Annotated in this window: 16 protein-coding genes; 6 read left to right on the top strand and 10 right to left on the bottom strand. The window is 62.0% G+C overall.

Annotated elements, in window-relative coordinates:
• Window positions 1-33: 33 nt before the first annotated feature.
• From D1Y84_RS03395 to D1Y84_RS03370, 6 genes are all read right to left on the bottom strand, one after another.
• A complete protein-coding gene (locus D1Y84_RS03395; protein ID WP_124847274.1) occupies window positions 34-471 on the bottom strand; it encodes a hypothetical protein in 438 nt (145 codons plus the stop codon).
• 164 nt (window positions 472-635) lie between these two features.
• Window positions 636-1,034, bottom strand: coding sequence for a cupin domain-containing protein (locus D1Y84_RS03390; RefSeq protein ID WP_124847273.1), 399 nt, complete (start codon window positions 1,032-1,034; stop codon window positions 636-638).
• A gap of 148 nt (window positions 1,035-1,182) precedes the next feature.
• Window positions 1,183-1,734, bottom strand: coding sequence for a hypothetical protein (locus D1Y84_RS03385; RefSeq protein ID WP_124847272.1), 552 nt, complete (start codon window positions 1,732-1,734; stop codon window positions 1,183-1,185).
• A 211-nt stretch (window positions 1,735-1,945) separates the two neighbouring features.
• On the bottom strand, window positions 1,946-2,317 hold the full coding sequence (locus D1Y84_RS03380; protein ID WP_158615291.1) for a cytochrome c: 372 nt from the start codon (window positions 2,315-2,317) through the stop codon (window positions 1,946-1,948).
• A gap of 67 nt (window positions 2,318-2,384) precedes the next feature.
• Window positions 2,385-4,724, bottom strand: a complete 2,340-nt coding sequence (locus D1Y84_RS03375) for a tetratricopeptide repeat protein (protein WP_124847270.1) — start codon at window positions 4,722-4,724, stop codon at window positions 2,385-2,387.
• 60 nt (window positions 4,725-4,784) lie between these two features.
• On the bottom strand, window positions 4,785-6,710 hold the full coding sequence (locus tag D1Y84_RS03370; RefSeq protein ID WP_233581059.1) for a CRTAC1 family protein: 1,926 nt from the start codon (window positions 6,708-6,710) through the stop codon (window positions 4,785-4,787).
• Between the two features lie 230 nt (window positions 6,711-6,940).
• Between D1Y84_RS03370 and D1Y84_RS17835 the strand changes: the two genes are divergently transcribed.
• The 5 genes from D1Y84_RS17835 to D1Y84_RS03350 all read left to right on the top strand — a co-directional run bounded on the left by D1Y84_RS17835 (window position 6,941) and on the right by D1Y84_RS03350 (window position 11,703).
• Window positions 6,941-7,087, top strand: coding sequence for a hypothetical protein (locus tag D1Y84_RS17835; protein ID WP_158615290.1), 147 nt, complete (start codon window positions 6,941-6,943; stop codon window positions 7,085-7,087).
• 150 nt (window positions 7,088-7,237) lie between these two features.
• A complete protein-coding gene (locus tag D1Y84_RS03365; protein ID WP_233581057.1) occupies window positions 7,238-7,663 on the top strand; it encodes a cupin domain-containing protein in 426 nt (141 codons plus the stop codon).
• A gap of 69 nt (window positions 7,664-7,732) precedes the next feature.
• Window positions 7,733-9,151 carry an MATE family efflux transporter gene (locus D1Y84_RS03360; RefSeq protein ID WP_124847269.1) on the top strand — a complete coding sequence of 473 codons (1,419 nt, stop codon included), beginning with the start codon at window positions 7,733-7,735 and terminating at the stop codon, window positions 9,149-9,151.
• Between the two features lie 310 nt (window positions 9,152-9,461).
• Entirely contained in the window at window positions 9,462-10,034 is a 573-nt protein-coding gene (locus D1Y84_RS03355) for a DUF2911 domain-containing protein (protein WP_124847268.1), read from the top strand.
• A 379-nt stretch (window positions 10,035-10,413) separates the two neighbouring features.
• On the top strand, window positions 10,414-11,703 hold the full coding sequence (locus D1Y84_RS03350) for a hypothetical protein (protein WP_124847267.1): 1,290 nt from the start codon (window positions 10,414-10,416) through the stop codon (window positions 11,701-11,703).
• 63 nt (window positions 11,704-11,766) lie between these two features.
• On the opposite strand, the gene D1Y84_RS03345 is transcribed toward D1Y84_RS03350, so the two are convergent.
• The gene (locus tag D1Y84_RS03345; RefSeq protein WP_124847266.1) at window positions 11,767-13,095 is read right to left on the bottom strand and encodes an ATP-grasp domain-containing protein; all 1,329 of its coding nucleotides are present in this window, start codon (window positions 13,093-13,095) and stop codon (window positions 11,767-11,769) included.
• Window positions 13,096-13,257: 162 nt separating this feature from the next.
• On the opposite strand from D1Y84_RS03345, the gene D1Y84_RS03340 reads away from it, so the two are divergent.
• Window positions 13,258-14,520, top strand: a complete 1,263-nt coding sequence (locus D1Y84_RS03340; protein WP_124847265.1) for an NAD(P)-binding domain-containing protein — start codon at window positions 13,258-13,260, stop codon at window positions 14,518-14,520.
• Window positions 14,521-14,627: 107 nt separating this feature from the next.
• Here the strand turns inward: D1Y84_RS03340 and D1Y84_RS03335 are convergent, their stop codons facing one another.
• Genes D1Y84_RS03335 through ffh form a run of 3 tightly spaced genes read right to left on the bottom strand, consistent with a single transcriptional unit; the run spans window position 14,628 to window position 18,401 of the window.
• A complete protein-coding gene (locus D1Y84_RS03335) occupies window positions 14,628-16,256 on the bottom strand; it encodes an alpha-L-fucosidase (RefSeq protein WP_124847264.1) in 1,629 nt (542 codons plus the stop codon).
• A gap of 48 nt (window positions 16,257-16,304) precedes the next feature.
• Window positions 16,305-17,012 (bottom strand): peroxiredoxin-like family protein, encoded by a 708-nt coding sequence (locus tag D1Y84_RS03330; protein WP_370245693.1) that lies wholly within the window; start codon window positions 17,010-17,012, stop codon window positions 16,305-16,307.
• A 6-nt stretch (window positions 17,013-17,018) separates the two neighbouring features.
• Window positions 17,019-18,401 carry a signal recognition particle protein gene (ffh, locus tag D1Y84_RS03325; RefSeq protein WP_124847263.1) on the bottom strand — a complete coding sequence of 461 codons (1,383 nt, stop codon included), beginning with the start codon at window positions 18,399-18,401 and terminating at the stop codon, window positions 17,019-17,021.
• Window positions 18,402-18,477: the final 76 nt, after the last annotated feature.

Here is an 18,477-nt window from a genome sequence, read left to right as displayed (position 1 = left end):
ACCTGGCATGGCCCATGCGCTGGTGGTTGGCGCTTACCGCGGTTTGAGTAGTGGGAGAACAAAGCCGGTAAAGGATAGAGCGTTGCATTGCAGGCGAGCACCCTTGTCATTGCGCCGGCGTCGCTTTCCGGAACGGGCAGGCAGATACGCGCGGGTCAAATCCGTAATGCCCGCAGCCGGGACACTGTAAGCTATCGAACCGAATTGCTTACAGCGGCTGCACTGTAATGCGGTCATGTTGATGCGAAGAAAGGGGCTGAGAATTGTCGACGCGGATGTGGTGAACGGAAACGTCATTTTGACGTTCTCCAACGGGTCGACTGTGTTGTATGACGCAGCAATTCTGTACGCATCACGAGCCAGGGAACCAAACGTGGAATTGGCGACACCCGGTTGGGCGAATCGCTTCCTCGACTTCGAAGATGCGGAATGAACCCACAGCAAGTCTTCGGCTTCAGCGGCTGTGTCCATGCCCGCGTCTGCTCCATGCCACCAGCGAGAGCTGTGCGGACACCAGAGTGCATGGGCAACACACTCGAGGTGGTGTTTCCGGCTCTTGTCAGGCGATGGAACTTAGCAGGGTACCGACATTATTTTCTGCAACATGGCAGGCGTTTGCGCAGCCTGGCGGGCGTCTAGCTTCTGCCGTATTGCTCATCGCTGACGTGCTCCAGCCATTCGACCGCTTTGCCATCCAGCGACTCCTGCACGGCGATGTGCGTCATGCTGACTTCTGATGAGGCGCCGTGCCAGTGCTTTTCGTTGGGCGCAAACCAGACGATATCGCCGGGGTGTAGCTCCTCAGTCGGGCCGCCCTCGCGCTGTGCCCGGCCGAGCCCCGCGATAACAAGCAGGGTCTGACCAAGCGGATGCGTGTGCCACGCCGTACGCGCTCCGGGTTCAAAGGTGACGGTTGCCCCACTGATGCGTGCGGGAGCCTCGCCCTGAAACGGTGCGTCTATGCGCACCGTGCCTGTGAACCAGTCTGCCGGTCCTGCTTTGGACGGCTTTGTGCCGACTCGATTGATCTGCATATGTGTCTACCGTACACGAGCCTTCCGCGCTCCGCGAAGCAGCGGGCTGCCTGGCAAAGCCAGCTGCTTCGACACACAGGCATGGCCACTGAAGACCTTGCTGGGAGTGGAGTGCATACGGACGGAAGAGACGCAGCGAAGCAAGGCGCTAAGCGGAGAACGACACGTAGCCGCGGCCAAGATAGAGCCGGAAGCTGTCTGGGGTCGAGCCAGCAAGAACCTGCAGCGGCGTAGGCCGCGGGAGCGCTGTGTCTCTCGCAGCTTCGAGTTCGAAGAGTGTCGCCGCACTTAGATCCAGAAGCAGGAACTTGCCGTTGACGATGCCGCAGCCATAAGCGCCGGGATGCACGAGGTTCGACCCGAAACGTGCCGGGGTATCCAGCAGGAGGTACGCCTGGTAACGCTCCTGTACGCCGCTGCTGTAGCCCGAGGTATCGACCAGGCCGGACAGTACAAAGCCTGACGACAACCTGGCGCCGCCCGTATTGCGGAGCTGCACGGGAGCGACACGGCCCGCGAAGAAAACCGTGGCAGGGAACAGTGTGGAGGCAGCCGTATGGTTGATGGGGCCGGCAGGGACCGCCTGGTTTGTGCTGGCCGGAGTGGAGGAGGTTTGTGCCCGTGCAGCGAGGGTGGCTGTTGCGCCGGTGAGTAAAGCCCCCTGCAGCGTGCTCTTGAGGAAACGCCGCCTAGCCCACATGCGGCACCTCAACAAGCAGGCTGGTGGTGTTGCTCGATGACTGGAGGAGAGCGGACCTGCCAGGTGGGCAGTGATCGAGATTCAGCATCAAGACTCCTTTGCGGTTGGAAGCAGACCAGTTATACCTGCCGGTGCTCGCAATGAGCAAGCGTGGTAATTGCAGTTGTGGCGATGACATTTTGGCTGGTCGTGAAAGATGATCCCCCACGTCTTAGCGACGTGGGCGCGTCTTATGCGGATGCAGCGTCTGCAGGTAGGCGACGAGCGACGCAATCTGGTCTGCATCGAGCAGGTCGCTGAATGCAGGCATGCTCTTGCCGCCGTCGTGTATCTGGGACACGATCTGCGCAGCAGTAAGTCGCTTGCCGACATTGAGCAGGGCGGGCGCGCGCTCGGTGCCCTTGCCGTTCTCTCCATGGCAATGCTCGCAACCGGCGGTCGCGAACTGTTGCTGTCCTTGGCTGGCAGGAGTGCTCGCGGGTGAAGCGGGCGCGGTGGCCTGCACTGCTGCCGCCGAGGCGAACGCCGGGCACATCATCACGAGCGCGAGAAAGCAGAAAAGCGCGAAAGAGCGTTGGGTCATCTGGTTGGATCCGGGGCGACGTGGCCGCTGCGCAAGCCGCTTTGAGCTGCGGCTTGCCAGTGCGCGCTTACTGCATGGTTGCACTGAAGGAGGTGGGACGAGCTGCCGGGTCGGCGATGGTGGCTCCGTTGTGATCGAGGTCATGCACATGCCAGGGTACGCTTTCCTGCGCGACCTCGCTGTGCTTGCTCAGGTACTCCAGAGCATAAACGCTGGCGGTGGGGTCGTCTTTCTTGTCGGCGAAGTACGCAGCCTGTTCCTGCGCCTTGTCCTTGAGACCCGTGCGGCGATAGATGATTGCAAGGTTGTAATGCGCTGCGAGGTCATCGGGATCGATCGCCTGCACGGCTTCGTACTCGGTACGCGCCTGCTCGTACTTGTGTTGCTGGTAGTAGCAGAAGCCAAGCTCGCGGTGGGCGTCGCGCGAACGAGGAAACTGCGCGGCGACAGCAAGCAGATCCGTGATGGACTGATCCATGTTGCCTTCGTTACGTTCCACCAGCGCAAGGTAGTAGAGGGCACGCGCTTTCGGCGTCGAGTCTGCCGGGGCAAGCTGCAGGGCTTTTTTCAGGTTGGGCAAGGCGTCGGCGTAGCGCTCCCACTGAATGTCGGCGATGGCAATGTTGGTCAACGCATCCGGATAGTCAGGTCGGAGTTTCGCAACGTGCTGGAAGGCGGCAACACTCGCGGCATACTGCTGTGCATCCAGCAGGCCGACCCCGTAGTTGTTCCAGCGCATCCACTCCTTGTTTTCATCGGGGCCTGGTGTAGCAGCCTTGTTCGCGCCCGGGTAGAAGGTGCGCGACGCGCTCACCATGTCCACCGTCTGCTGCTCGTAGTGGCGGTCCGCTGGTTCCTTCATCCCGAAGTCCATGAAGTGCTGATTGAAGCGCCGATAGCGTACGGTCGCGGTCGCGGTGATGCCGCCCTCCATCTGTGCGGGAAGCGTGAAGCCGTAGCGCACAATCTGCGAGCGGCCTGACTGGATTGTGTTGTTGTAGGCGACGACGCGATTGTTCCAGACCTCGTGGTGCCCGTTGAGCTCGCCCTGCTTGTTGATGAGCCGGTTGGTGAACGAGTGCGCGGCAGGGTCCAGGTCTTCATTGGGGCGAATGCTGCCGCTCGACGCGATGAGCTTGCCGTGTGCATCGCGCAGGGTGAACTCCACCCAGCTCTCGTACATGTCGCGCTGCTCGGGCACGTGGCTGTGCGCGATGCCCTTGTTCTGGATCACCACAGAGAGCACCGCGTACTGGCCCGGCGTGAGCTGGTAGTTGGCGAGGCCAAGAGGCGCAATCATCGGGCTGCTGGTGCTTGCCGACTGAGTGGGCGCGGTCTCCAGTCCGAACAGGTCGATGTTGAAGACGTTGTTGCGCAGGAAGCGCAGCACCGCCTCGGCCTGATCCGGGTACTTGTAGTACTGCGGCACGACCGTGTTGGCGCCGAGCCAGCGATGCGAGGCGAGCGTGCCATGCTTGGCGCCGTAGTCGACGCCCTGCAATGGGTCCCGCTGCATGTGGCAGGTCTGGCAGTTCGAGACACTGTCTTTGACATAAAAGGGGAGCGGCGACTGCTTCGCGAACGAAGAGTTCTGCCACTCGTCGTAGAGCGAAATGGCGCGCTGCCACTTGTAACCATTCAATGTCTGCGGCAACGCCGCCTTGTGGCAGCTGGCGCAAAACTCGGAGGTGCGATAGAGCGGGCGCATCACGGCGGCCGAGTGGCGATCCAGATGGGCCAGGATTTCGGCATCGGTGACAGGACGCTGGATCGGCGCTCCATTCTCGTCCATGAGCACGGCGGGCACGCCCATCACATAACTGCCGGTGCCGCGCGTGTCCACCTTCTGGATCGAGTGGCAGACCATGCAGGTGACGCCATCCTGGTCGTAAGGGCGCTTCAAGGGCTTGCCTTCAGTCAGCGCACCGGCCATGGTGGCGACGGGGTCATGGCAGCCTTCGCAGTGGCGGGTGAAGCCGACACCTTTCTGATCCGTCAGCAGGTTGACGTTGCGCAGGTACCAGGGTGCGCGATTGCTGTTGCTGTGGGCCGATTCACGCCACTCCTTATGACTTTCCTGGTGGCAGTGGCCGCAGTAGGCGGCAGTCGGCACGGTCTTGGGGTCGATGAACTCGCCAGTATCGGTCGTGGCGTTGGACGGCAGAAACGGGTGGTCCTTGCCGTAAAGGTAGTGATAGGTGGCATCGACGCGAGCAGAGAACTGGTGGCGCGTCTCCTGAGCAACATCGGCGGTGCTTTCCGCCTTAACCACAGCCTCGGGCTGCAGCAGCAGAGGCAGCCTCGACGTGCCGAGCCAGCCGGCTGCTGCGAACAATGCAAGCAGCAGGAGTGCTCTGGAGAGCCTGCCGGAGGCGGGCGACGTTGAGTGGAAGGCAAGGCGTGGCATACGTGGCGAGGAGATATTAGTACTGTAACGCCATCGTTGTCAGCAAACATCCCCTTTGTCTTACCGGGATGAGGCGGGTGCCGCACCGTACAGCGCGGGATCTATGCTCGGCACTGCCTCACCCGTCCCTTCCTTGAGGGTGAGGATGCGATCGACCGCATCCGGCACAAACTTTTCGATGTGTCCGTCCGGCCAGCGCACAAAAAGCGCCTGCACCGAACTGCTGGAACCCAGCCCGAAGTGGGGTCGCGGATCGCTCGACGATGCGAAGCTCGCGCCCGCGAACATGTCTTCGCGCTGCACGTGACCACCGGCCGACAGGGTGACAGTAGCTCCAATGGCACTGCGGGGGCTTTTACCACTCCCGACCAGTTGCAGTTCCAGCCAGTGGCTGGAGCGTGCGTCCGCGTCCACATTGCGCAGCAGGGCCGGCGCGGCATCCATGTTGTTGATCACGGCGTCGATGTGTCCGTCGTTGAAGAGGTCGCCAAAAGCCATGCCACGCGACGGCATAGGCGTGGCCAGGGCGGTACCGGCAACCGCGGGCACCGGCGCCAGGCGCTTGCCGGCCTCGTTGTGGAACAGCAACGGGCGCTCGGCCCAGGTGGTTCCCCAGGTGTTCTGGTCGGCATTGCTGTAGACGTGGCCGTTTACAAAGAACAGGTCTTTCCAGCCGTCGTTGTCGTAGTCGAAAAAGCCAGTGCCCCAGCCCAGGAACGGGATGGTCATCTCGGCAGCCGTTGTTCCATACGAGACGTCGGTGAAGTTGGCATCGCCATCGTTGCGGTACAGCGGCTTGTAGTCGTCAGAGAAGGTGGTGTTGAAGACGTCGAGCAGCCCGGCATTGCGCTGGTCGCCGATCGCAATGCCCATCGATGCCGTTTCTCGGCCTTCCTTGTTCAGGGCATAGCCGGAGGCGTAGCTTGCGTCTTCAAATGTGCCATCTCCCTTGTTCAGGTAGAGGTAATTCGGCGTGGAGTCATCCGCGACGAGCAGATCGGGCTTGCCGTCGTTGTTGACGTCAATGAAGACGGAAGAAAGACCGTAATAGCCAGGCTTGTCAGCCACACCGGCTTTCTGGCTGACGTCGGTAAATGTGCCGTCCCCGTTGTTGTGGAACAGGTGGTCCGGCTCGCCCGCCAGGCCGCGTGGGCCGCAGTAGGTGCGCACTCCACGGTACTGGCAGAAAGATGAGACCGCGTCGTTCGGGTTGCTGCTGGGTTGAGCCTTCAGGTCGTAATGCACGTAGCCGGGCACGAACAGGTCAAGCCGCCCGTCGCCATCGTAGTCACCCCAGGTGGCACCGGTGGACCAGTTGCCGAGCTGCACGCCTGCCTTTGCCGCAACGTCGGTGAAGGTGCCGTCGTGGTTGTTGTGGTACAGGCGGTTCTGGCCGAAGTTGGTGACGTACAGGTCGGGCCAGCCGTCGTTGTCGTAGTCGGCAGCCACCGCACCGAACCCCCACCGGCCGTTGCCGACCCCGGCCGCAGCCGTCACGTTGGTAAAGGTGCCATCGTGGTTGTTATGAAACAACGCAGCCTGCGGGGCAGGTTCAGTGCCGTCCATCGCTGCCTTTGTGGAGCCATTCACAAGGTAGATGTCCAGCCAGCCGTCGTTGTCATAGTCGAGCAGCGCGACGCCGGAACCGATGGTCTCAAGGATGTACTGCTTGGACGGGGTGCCCATCTGGTGTTTCCACGAAGCGAGCCCGGCTGCCTCAGCGATGTTCTGGAAGATGATCGGTCCGGTTTTTACGCTGCCGCCGGCAGTGATCGGCAGCTTGCTTGCGTCCAGGACTGGCGCGTACACGCCGCCCGTTACCGAGCCGCCATGCGCTGGGGCTTGTGCCCCTTCCTGCGGGGCAGATGTACCGGACTGCGCGTTCTGCGCTGAGGATGTCGTGGCCGGCCCCCATGGCATGGCTCCAGCGAGCGCAAGCAGAAACGCTGGTCGGGTCAGCCATCGCTTGCTGGGTTGGCGGTGCATAGGGGCTCCTTGTGCCGGCGCTGGAGTGCTTGTGGCTGTAACCGTGCAAGTGACCGCGCGAGTCGCCACATCATAGCGCGGATGGCTGCCCGCTTGCGCGAGGCAGGCATTCGGAGCGGGTTCTGCTGGTTGGCTGGCTCTCCTGGTGCGACCTTCACACCGTCAACATCACGTTGCCCCGCGCAGCTCCGCCCCATTGAGCAAGCGAACGGGGGCGCATCTAGCCTTACATGGAAACTGACTTCGATACATTGCCCAGGGAAAGCACGAACGCTGCCGGTATTCCCAAGTCCACCGTCATCCCACTCATCACGCTGGTCTCGATCAGCCTTGCCGCGCTGACCGCGGTGATCATCATTCTTGGACGCGAGAAGTAAGACCCACCCTCCCCGCTCGACTCAGCCGGCCGGCGACCTACGCGCCCCACTTGTAATATCAATGTTCCTACCTGAGCTCCCCCTCACCGGGGAGCTTTTTGCCGCCTCGCATCCTCCTGCTACTATCTGGTTGCAACGAGCGGAACTGCCTTGTCCCAGCCACCCGAACCATCGCCACCTGCAGCACGGTTCGACCTTGAGGCCATTGCCCGCGCTTTCCCGGGCGAGGCGTCTACGATGCTGCTCGATCGCTACCTGGTCGATCGGGGGGAGTCGAGCGCGCGCGTCTTTCGCGTGTACCGCGCGACCCCCGCGCACTTTCATCGGCACTGCGATGAGCACCTGTACGTCCTCTCCGGCCGCGGCACCTTCTGGACGGTAGATCGCGCAACCGAGAGCGCGTTCGCCCCGGGCCACTTCCTGTTCTTCGGGCGCGGCACGGTGCACGCAATGCCGACCCTGCTTGAGCATCCGGTGGTCTTCCTCGCCATCGACACACCGCGGCGCCACCCCGAAGACGTGTGCTTCATCGACACGGAGGATGGCACCGCGGCTTCGTTCATTAAGCCCGCATAGCGGCGGGGGCGAACCCCTGCACCGCAGGCTGGTATCGAGGCGTGATTGCCTCTACCATGGGCCATTCCTATGCAGCCTCATGACGACGTAAGCGCACAGCCCGCACCCACTCTCTGGCAATCGGTCCGGGAAGCGGTGCGCGGTTCGCACCAGGACTACACCACCGGCAGCCTGAACCGATCCATCCTGCTGCTCGCGATCCCCATGGTCCTGGAGATGGTGCTGGAGTCGCTGTTTGCCGTGGTGGATGTTTTCTGGGTGAGCCGGCTGGGCTCGGACGCCATTGCCACCGTGGGGCTGACCGAGTCGCTGCTCACGCTGGTCTTCGCGATTGGGATCGGCCTGGGCATGTCAACCACCGCGATGGTCGCCCGGCGTGTAGGCGAAAAGGACCCGGATGGCGCGGCGACCGCGGCGGTGCAGGCGATCCTGCTCGGGCTGGTGACCTCGCTGCTGATCGGGATCCCGGCGTTTCTGCTGGCGCCTCGGCTGCTTGGATGGATGGGCGCCACGCCTGCCATCATCGCCATCGGCTCCGGCTACATGCGGATCGCGCTGGGTGGGTCGGCCGTGGTGCTGCTGCTTTTTCTCAATAACTCGATCTTTCGAGGCGCGGGCGATGCGGCAATTGCGATGCGTTTGCTGTGGGCCTCGAACATTCTGAACCTCATCCTGGACCCGTGCCTGATCTTCGGGCTGGGGCCGTTTCCGCGCATGGGTGTCACGGGTGCGGCGCTGGCGACGTTTACAGGGCGGGGCATCGGGGTGCTGTACCAGTTCTACCGTCTGGGCAAGGGCACAGAGCGGCTTCGGATCCTGGCACGGCACGTCCGCTGGCACGGCGCGGTGCTGGCCAAGCTGGCCAGCGTTGCGAGTGTGGCGGTCGTGCAATTTCTTATAGCCCAGGCGAGCTGGATCGGGCTGGTGCGGATCGTGAGCCTGTTTGGCGCGCCTGGCCTCGCGGGCTACACCATTGCAATCCGCATCGTGATCTTTGCCATCCTGCCTTCGTGGGGACTGAGCAATGCGGCAGCCACCCTGGTGGGGCAGAACCTCGGAGCCGGCGAGGTGCGCCGCGCAAGGGTAGCGGTGTGGCGCACAGGCTTGTGGAACATGGTGTTTCTGGGCTTGGTAGGCCTCGTGTTTATCGCTGCCGCCGGACCGATCGTTGCGCTGTTTACGCAGGATCCTGCCGTGTCGCGCACCGCGGTCGACTGCCTGCGGATCGTAAGCTGCGGCAACATTGCCTATGCCTATGGCATGGTGTTGATGCAGGCGTTTAACGGCGCAGGCGATACGCTGACCCCGACCATCGTGAACTTTTTCGGCTTCTGGATGCTGGAGATCCCTCTCGCCTGGTGGCTCGCCATGCATACCAGGCTGCACGTCGACGGCGTATTTGTCGCGATCGTAGTGGCACAAGCAGCCATCGTGCTGGCGAGTATCCTGTTGTTTCGGCAAGGGCGCTGGGCTACGCAGAAGATCTAGGCAGGTGTTGTTCTCGAGGATTGTTCCATGGCGACGACCCTGCCTGCCCGGCGCTTCTCGTCCGAACGGGAAGCGTGGAATGGTGCGTGTCCGCGATTCCGCGGCGACGGGCCGAAGCCACAAAGTTCGGAACACTCCGGTCCCGCGCTGCATTGTGGTGCCTGCACGATACGAGCAAACACCCGCAGAGCGGTTGCGGGCATGTCAGCCGCTTGAGGCCAGCGCTTTGACAATCCAGGGTTGCCGTCCCAGACTGGTGCAGGCGATTGCAGTTCGAGATGCGCGACCACAAATTGATGGAGATGGATCGATGAAAAATGCGCGATGTTTGTTTACGTTGAGCCTGGGGTGCCTGCTGGCTGCAGCTCCTGCGGCTTCGCCAGCACAGGGTATGGGGCAGATGAGCGGGATGGCGCAGACGGATAAGAAGCCGCTGCCCAGCCCGCCCGCCGACGCCATGGTGACGCTCGAGGGCAAGGCCGTGAGCATTCACTACAATGCGCCTTCCATGCGCGGACGCGCGATCATGGGCGGCCTCGTTCCGTACGGCAAGGTCTGGCGGACTGGTGCCAACCCGGCAACGCTGTTCAAGACGGCAACGGACCTCAAGATCGGCGGCACCATGGTTCCGGCCGGCACCTACACGCTGTACACACTCCCCTCGGAAGGCACCTGGAAGCTGATCGTCAACAAGCAGACCGGGCAGTGGGGGACTGAGTACAACGAACCTCAGGACCTGGCCCGTATCGACATGAAGAAGAGTACGCTGTCGACCCCGCAGGAGTTGATGAGTATCAGTTTCGAAAAGACCCACGGCAAGAGCACGGAACTGCATGTGCGCTGGGAGAAGACGGACGTCTGGGTGCCGGTGGTCGCGCAGTAATCGGCTGAGCATCTCTGAAAACGCGGGGTGAGTGGCTGACCCTGTCGTGAACACGAACGCGCGGCGGCCCGATGGCTGCTGCGCGTTTTCGCTGCGCGGTGTATCCCTGCCATGTTGTTCTGCCCAGCACCTCTGCGGCATGGCGCGCATGCTGGCGCCCTACGCAAGAGCCCGGAATTCTCTCCAAATTGTTGCAACGTTCAAGGCAGCGCCCGCCGTGCGCTGGTAGCGTCGCCCTGCAACCTCACCGCGTCATTCGCCCGCGCGAATGCGTCTGCAGTGCACGTTTCACACCAGCGTGATGCCCCGCACGCCGCACGAAAGGACCGCCATGCCCTGGATGCTCTCTCGCCGATATTGCTTGGAACGCGCAGGCTATTTGCCGCTTGCCCTCCTGGCGCTGACCACCGCCACAGCCGTGGCCCAGACGCAGACCACGCCAGGTGCTGGCAATGCGCAGGCGGTGCTGACCGCGAACAACGCGCCGCTGGTGCAATCCGCGTATCACTTTCTCCAGGCGCAGATCGGCCGCCTGAGCGACGACAATCTTCGGACGCAAACCTACGACGCGATCGTGAACCCCGACACCTGCGTGCTGCACCGCGCCAATCTCAAGCCTGCGGACCGGCAGGCGATTGTGGCGACGCTGCTGGCGCAGGGCCTGCTGAACAAGGCAGACGACGCGACCTTTCCCGGAGGGTTGATCGCGGGAGTGTTTCCACCCGTGCTCAATGACAATTCCGCCTGCCCGCACCTGCCGCAGCCGTTCTACTCCGCGCCCGGCTCCAGCTTCGGTTCGCACCACTCCTACCCTGGCGGACTGCCTGTGCATGAGTCCAACAACGAAACCGCGGACATCAATCTCGCCTCGGAGTACCACAGCGTTTACGGTCAGTACGACGCGAACGGGCTGGACTTCGTAAACGCTGACACTATTGCGCATCCGACACCGCAGAATGTCGCTGCACTCGCGCCGTACCTGTCGCCTGACCTCATTGTCGGCGCGCCCTTGTGGCATGACTGGGCAAAGAGCATCGTTTTCCAGTGGAATGCAGATGGCACGGAGTTCCAGGAGTTGAGCATCGGTGGCGCCGGTGCCAGCATGGACGACTACGGGCAGGCGGGAGATGCGCGCACCGGCGGCCACCACATCCTGTCGATTGCAGAAGCGATGAAACGGGGCCTTTCTCCGGCATTTTTGATCACGCAGGCCTCGGCGCACTCTGCACCCACCAGCGGTAACGAGTTCAAGGTGGTGAACTGGATTCGTGCGGCTGCAATCATCGCGCAGCAGGACCCCCTCGCGAAGGGCTACCTGATCAAGGATGGCAGCGGCAACTATCGCCTGCCCGCACTTGAGCAGACGGGCGAGGTGGACCTTGTCGCTGCAGGACAAACCAACATCCTCACCGAGTACGAACTGCACAACCTGTCCGACTCGGACTTCACGTTTTCAGGGCCTTCAGTGGCAGCGGTGCAGCTGGTGCTTGCCCAGGTAGCGGGTTCATTCGGCTACAACGCAGCGGACACTGCGACGTACAACAACAAGTTCCGCAACGTGGTGCTGGCGAACTTCAGCGCGGAGCGGCTGTACGCGGTGTACAGCGCGAATGGACTGGATGGCGTGCGGATTGAAGTACAGATGCTGCGTAGCAAGGGCAGTCTGTAGCAGCTTGTTCGCGACGATGCCGGAGAAGAGGGCAGGCTCCGGCATCGTCGCGTCTTTCCGGGGTCAGCTGGCGAAGCTGATTGCATCGGACTTCTTGCCGCCAACAAGCACCAGCTCTTCGCCGGGCGCGTCACGACGCGCAACGTCCTGGTAAAAAAACGGCTGCCACTGCTGATCCATCTGCAGCGTGCCCTTGAGGTTCGACAACGAGTTCCACAGGCGACGCCGCAGGCGCATGTGCCAGCGCGGATCTCCCTTGGCTACGGCGGCAAACATGTCCGCTTCCGAGGGGAAAAGATCGATACGGCATCCCGGGAAGCTGGCGGCTTCGCGGGTCCATCGTTCGCCTTCCGGGTAGAAGGAAACGGACGCTTCAAGATCGGGATGTCCGGGTTCCGGAACCGGGGCGCCCGTCCAGTGCGCGTAGAGCAGGCCGGCAAGGTCTGGCTGCCCGGCGACCGCGAGTGGTCCGAGCTGGGTGAAGCGCGGATTAAGTTCGATCAGCAGCGGTTCGCCTCTGCCGTCAATCATGAAGTCGAGACCGAAGCAACCGGATAACTCGAGCTCACGCGCGAGGAGGCGGGCAGCCCGCGTGATGCGCCGGTCGTTCATCAGCTGGATGACGAGCGAAGGACCGGTCTTGCCCTTGGTGACCACCACGCGCGCCTGCACTTCGCCCAGGATGCGCCCGCGATCGCAGACATACATCGAGTTTGCGGGCACCCCCGCAATCATGGCCTGCGCCGTGATCTCCGGTTCCGGCAGGCAGCGGAGCTTCGAGAATGCAGCATAATCGCCATTGCGCAAAAGGCAAAGCAGCTTGCTGCTGAGGCTTTCCGGCTCGAGCAAGCGGGCATACACCTGTTGCGCCTCTTCTGCCGTGCGCACTACCCGCACTCCGCTGCCGCCCCAGGTTCCATCTTTTTTCATGATGAAGCTTGTCTCGCCCGACTCGGACCAGCTGTTGAGATCAGAAGGCTGGTGGATCAGCTCTGTCTCGGGTACCGCGATGCCGAGGCGATGCGCCAGAGCGAGCAGTTCGAAGCGGGAGCGCACGAAGGGCTGAAAACGCGGGTTGCCAAGGGAGCGCTCAACGAGCGGAGCAAGCGATGGATGCTGTTCCATCACCTCATGCAGAGCCCATACGGCAAGATCATCCGCAGGCAGAATGAAATCAGCGCCGCTCTTCTCAATGGCATTGCGTATGGAGCGGACCCGGCCGCCCACACTGTAGGAGAAGCGTTGATGCACGCCAGGCAGGTAGGCCAGGTGAGACTCGCTCGGGCAGAGCACAGATATTTTGCAGCCGTACCACGACAATCGCAGGGCAAGACGCGTGACATGCAGCCAGGTCTGCGTGGTAATAACCAGGATCGAAATGGAAGACTGCATCCGCACTGCCTCGGTTCGCAATAACGTCAATTACCTTATCGGCTGTTCTCGATCTTAGAAGAGTGAGATCGGTTACCCGGGCGGTTTGCAGTAATTGTTACCCGTTTTTTACCGATAAGGTAAAAAGCTCACACTTTATACTGGTCGAACACGCAGGAGTTTATGCAGATACCGGAAACAAATGTCGCAATCATCGGAGCAGGGCCGTACGGGCTCTCCCTCGGGGCTCACCTGCACTCGATGGGCGTGCCGCACAGGATCTTCGGCAGGCCCATGCAAAGCTGGCAGCAGAACATGCCGGCGGGCATGAGCCTGAAGTCGGATGGCTATGCCTCAAGCCTGTACGACCGCAAGCGCTCGTTCACCCTCGAGCACTACTGCGCGGAAAAGGGGCTGCCCTACAAGCGTACCGGAATGCCGATCCCGCTCGAGACTTTTGTCGGCTATGGCCTGGAGTTTCAGAAGCGCCTTGTGCCGCAGTTGGAGCAGGAAGATATTGCCTTCGTCGAGAAACAGGGCAAACGCTTCCTGCTGCGCACAGTTTCAGGCGAAGAGTTCTTCGCACGACGCGTGGTGCTTGCCGTAGGGATTACGCACTTTGGCTACATGCCTGCTGAGCTGCAGGGGCTGCCGGAGTCGGCGGTGACGCACAGCTACTCGCATGGCGAAGTAAGCCAGTTCGCCGGCAAGCGGGTGCTGGTGGTGGGTGCAGGTGCTTCGGCGGTGGATCTTGCTGCGTCGCTCGCGGATGCGCATGCGGACGTGCACATCATGGGTCGTCGTCCCAAGATCGGCTTCTACATGCCCGAGATGGACCCGCGCCCTTTGAAGCGTCGCGTGCTGTTTCCTCGGTCCGGTCTCGGGGTTGGCTGGGAGTACGTGATCTGCGTGGAAACACCACTGCTGTTCCGCGCCTTGCCGGAGTGGTTCCGTCATCGTGTGGTACGACGCCACCTGGGGCCTATCCCGGGTTGGTTTATGCGGGACAAGGTCGAGAATCGTATTCCCATGCACATGAGTGCCCGTATCCAGAGCGTTGAGTGCAAAGACGACAAGGTCCATGTGCATTTCAATCAGCCTGATAAGACTGCGCAGGAGTTTGTGGCCGATCACGTGATTGCTGCCACCGGGTACAAGCCCAACATGCAGTCCCTGCGTTTCCTCGATCCCGCGCTCGCTGCCGCGGTGAAAACGGCCGAGGGCACGCCCGTACTGGGTGTGAACTTCCAGACCAGCGTGTCGGGGCTGCACATGATCGGTCTGGCGTCGGCAAACTGTTTCGGGCCGGCGCAGCGATTTGCAGTCGGCGCCAAGTACACCTCTTGGCATCTCTCGCGGTACCTGAAGCTGCGCTCCGTGGGCCGACGATCGCAGCGCCCCGCCCCACGCGCGAGCGCCGAGGCGCAGCCAGCGTCCGGCGTGTAACTTGGCGGCTTTCTGCTGTGCGGGCCGCGGGTAAAAGATACCAACATGGTTGCAAATAAGAAGGAGCCGTTACGCGGATGCGTACCGGCCCCTTCTCTTTGCGCTTGCTACTGCGTGAGCTTGAAGCTGTAAGCCGGCAGACCAGCCGGTGCCTGTCCAAAAACTGACAGCTCCAGGCCATCCTTGGTCTGGTGGAAGGGCACGGCGGCTGTGCTGCCAACCATCGTAGCGTGGGCTACGTGGAAGCCGCTCGCATTGCCCAGTGTGTGGATCAGCAGCTTGCCATCCTTGGGCCATCCCATCGCCGTTGCATACAGCGCGGAGCCCTTGGCTGTGAAGCGAAAGTCCTGCGCGGTATACGGCTTGAGCTTTGCATCGTTGAAGCTACCGCTCACGAGTTGCGTGGGGCCTTCGCCGTAGGTTGACCACGCATGCGTTCCGTAGATGGCTTCTCCGTTGCGGTGCAGCCAGTCACCCAGCGCGCGCAGCACACTCTGCGTTTCCGGGGTGATGGTGCCATCGGGCTTCGGCCCTACGTCGAGTAGGAGGTTGCCATTCTTGCTGACGATATCGATGAGCTGCCAGAGGATGGTGTCGGGTCGCTTGTAGGTGTCGCCCTTGATATAGCCCCAGCTCTCGTTGGTCACGGGCGTGTCCGTCTGCCAGTGCTCCGGCTGGATCTTGTCGGCCTGCCCCCGCTCGATGTCCATCACCGTCGTGTGTGGCGGGAACGCATCGTTCTTGCGGAACAGCACGACCTTCTGCCCGTGTTCACTCGCCTGGTTGTAGTAGAAGGCTGCGAAGCGCTTCAGGTACGGCTGGAACTCCGGCTGCTCAATCCACCAGTCAAAGTAGATCAGCTCCGGATGATACTTCTCGACGATCTCCGCCGAGCGGGCGAGCCAGTCGTTCAGGTAGGCAGGGTCGGGGTGCCCGGTCTGGTCTTTCAATGGATCGGGACCGACGTGTGCAGGTCCGTAGAACGCCGCGTACTTCGGGTCCTGCACGTCGGAAGGATGTGCGCGGCCGCCGTTCAGGAAGAAGTAATGCTCCGCGCGATGCGACGAGGCGCCGAAGTGAAGCCCATCGGCAAGGATTGCGGTGCGTAGTTCGCCGATGACGTCGCGCTTTGGTCCCATCTTCGCAGCAGACCAGTCTGTCAGGTCTGAGTTGTACATCGGGAAGCCGTCGTGATGTTCCGCAACGGGGATGACGTATCGTGCCCCCGACTCTTTGAACAGGTCAGCCCATTGCTTGGCATTGAAGCCCTCTGCCTTAAACATGGGCAGAAAGTCCTTGTAGCCGAACTTGGTCTCAGCGCCGTACGTGTCGGTCTGGTGCTTGTACTCCTTGGTGCCCTCGAGGTACATGTTGCGCGGGTACCACTCGTTGCCAAACTCGGGCGTGGAGTAGTTGCCGAAATGAATGAAGATGCCGAACTTCGCGTCCTGGTACCAGGAAGGGATCTGGTACTTTTCGAGCGAAGACCAGTTGGGGGCGAATGGTCCCTTGCCGTCCATCACATTCACATCGTGATCGAGCTTGGCGCGTGGCCCGTCGTACTTGGCGACTGCCTTTTCCCAGACCAGGTCGTCGGCGTTGGGCTTGCCAACGGGGGCAGGATCCGGAGTCTTCCAGACATCTTTCTGTGCTTGTGCATGCAGTGCAGTGGGTGCAAGAAGGAGCAGGCACGCGGAGGCGGAGAGGAGAGTGCGGGACGCGCGAAGGCTGGCCATGTCGCCTCTATTTATATCGCAGCGCAGTGACGCAGGGGGCACCCATGCCTAGGCGGGAAGAGCAGCCAGTGCTTCCACCGGCTCCGGCCGCACGCGAAAGTCAGCATGCGCCTTTGCGAACAGGATGGTGCTGTCCTGCGCGACCACATAGGTGGCTGGCAGCGGCAGCCGGTAGCTTGGCTCCCCGTTCATAAACGGGATGTTGACGAGGATGGAGCGGTAGTAGCGCTGCAGGTAGGGCGGCACGGTGTACACCAGGCCGAACTGTTCAGCGACGTGCGCGCCGGGGTCCGCGAGCACGGGGAAGGGAAGCTCGTGCTGCGTGGCAGTGAACTCGTTCTGCCGAGCGGTCTGCGGCGAGATGGCGATCAGCAAAGCATGCTGCAGGCGCAGTGATTCATATTCCGCGCGCCACGCTTCAAGCTCATTCACGCAGTAGGAGCACCACCGGCCACGGAAAAAGTCGATCACCAGGGGGCCAAGTGCCAGAAGGTCCGTTGAGCGGACGAGTCGCCCGCTGCCGTCTTCGAGTGCGAACTCCGGCGCACTGGCGCCGACCGGCAGGATGTGGTCTTCGATGCCCGAAGCAAACAGCTCTGCAACCGCCTGCTCGCCGGGCGCAAGCCGCTCGGGCTGCACCAGCTTGCGCGTCCGCGCCGTGATCGTGTCGAGACGATCCTGCAGCGAAAGCCTGTGCATGCCGGAGCCTTCGCTGTCTGCATTATGCGCGCTGTGCTGGTCGTCATCGAAGGGCATGGAGGGTTACCGGCCGAGGCCTTTCATACCGCCCATCATGCTCATGGCGCGGCGCTGCATCGCTCCGCCGCCCTTGCCCATGCCTTTAAACATCTTGCGCATCTGCGCGTACTGCTTCAGGAGCTGGTTGACTTCCTGCACGCTGGTGCCCGAGCCATCGGCAATGCGCTTGCGGCGCGAACCCGAGATGATCTCGTGGTTGTTGCGCTCTTTGTTGGTCATCGAGTTGATGATGGCCTCAACACGATTGAACTGCTTTTCATCCACCTGGTCGGCCATCTGCTGCATGCCCTGGAACGGGCCGACGGACGGCAGCATCTTGATAATGGACTGCAGGGAGCCGAGCTTGCGGATCTGGCGAAGCTGGTCGCGGAAATCTTCGAGCGAGAAGCCATCGCCCGAGAGCACCTTCTTCGCAAAGTCTTCCGACTTCTTCTTGTCGAGGGTGGACTCGGCGCGCTCGATCAGCGACATCATGTCGCCCATACCGAGGATGCGGCTCACGATGCGGTCCGGGTGAAAGGCTTCGAATGCATCGGGCTTTTCGCCGGTACCGATGAACTTTACCGGCTGCCCGGTGATGTGGCGAATCGACAGCGCGGCGCCGCCACGGGCATCGCCATCCATCTTGGTCAGCACGGTTCCGGTAAGCGCCAGCCGGTCGTGGAAGGCCTTGGCGGAGTTCACGGCATCCTGGCCCGTCATGGCATCGGCCACGAACAGGATCTCCTGCGGAGCAAGCAGGGTCTTCAACATCGCCATCTCGTCCATCAACAGGGAGTCGATGCCGAGGCGGCCGGCGGTGTCGACGATGAGCGTGTCGCAGCCGGTGTTCACGGCTTCACGACGTGCTTCCTTGGCGAGCCGCTCCACCAGGGCAGGGCCTGCTTCCTCGCCCTTGGTGTCACCCTCGTACAGCTTGGCCTTGATGGAGTTGGCAACAACCTTGAGCTGCTCGCGCGCGGCCGGGCGATATACGTCGACCGAAACCAGCATAGGACGGTGACCGCCCTTTTGCAGCCATGCCGCCAGCTTGCCGCTGGTGGTGGTCTTGCCCGAACCCTGCAGGCCCGCCATCAGGATCACGGTAGGCGGCCGGGAGGCAAACTGAAAACGTGCCGTGTCCTTGCCCAGCAGCAGCACCAACTCATCGCGCACGATCTTGACAACCTGCTCGGTAGGCGAGAGCGCTGTCATCACCTCGGTGCCGAGAGCCTTGACGCGGATGTGATCGATCAGCTCCTTGACGACGGACAGGTTCACGTCGGCTTCAAGCAGGGCGAGGCGGATCTCGCGCAGGGCTTCGTTGATGTTCTCTTCGGTAACGGTGCCCTGGCCGCGCAGGTTCTTGAAGGCGCGTTGGAGCTTGTCCTGCAGATTCTCAAACATGAGTTTTCCAGTGGTAAAGGCGCTATGAGCGTCTAGTTTACCAGTGCCGTCAGCTCAACGGCCCCGCGCGAGCTTA

The organism is Acidipila sp. EB88 (assembly GCF_003858395.1).
GTDB lineage: Bacteria > Acidobacteriota > Terriglobia > Terriglobales > Acidobacteriaceae > EB88.
This window is presented reverse-complemented; position numbering and strand designations above follow the sequence as displayed.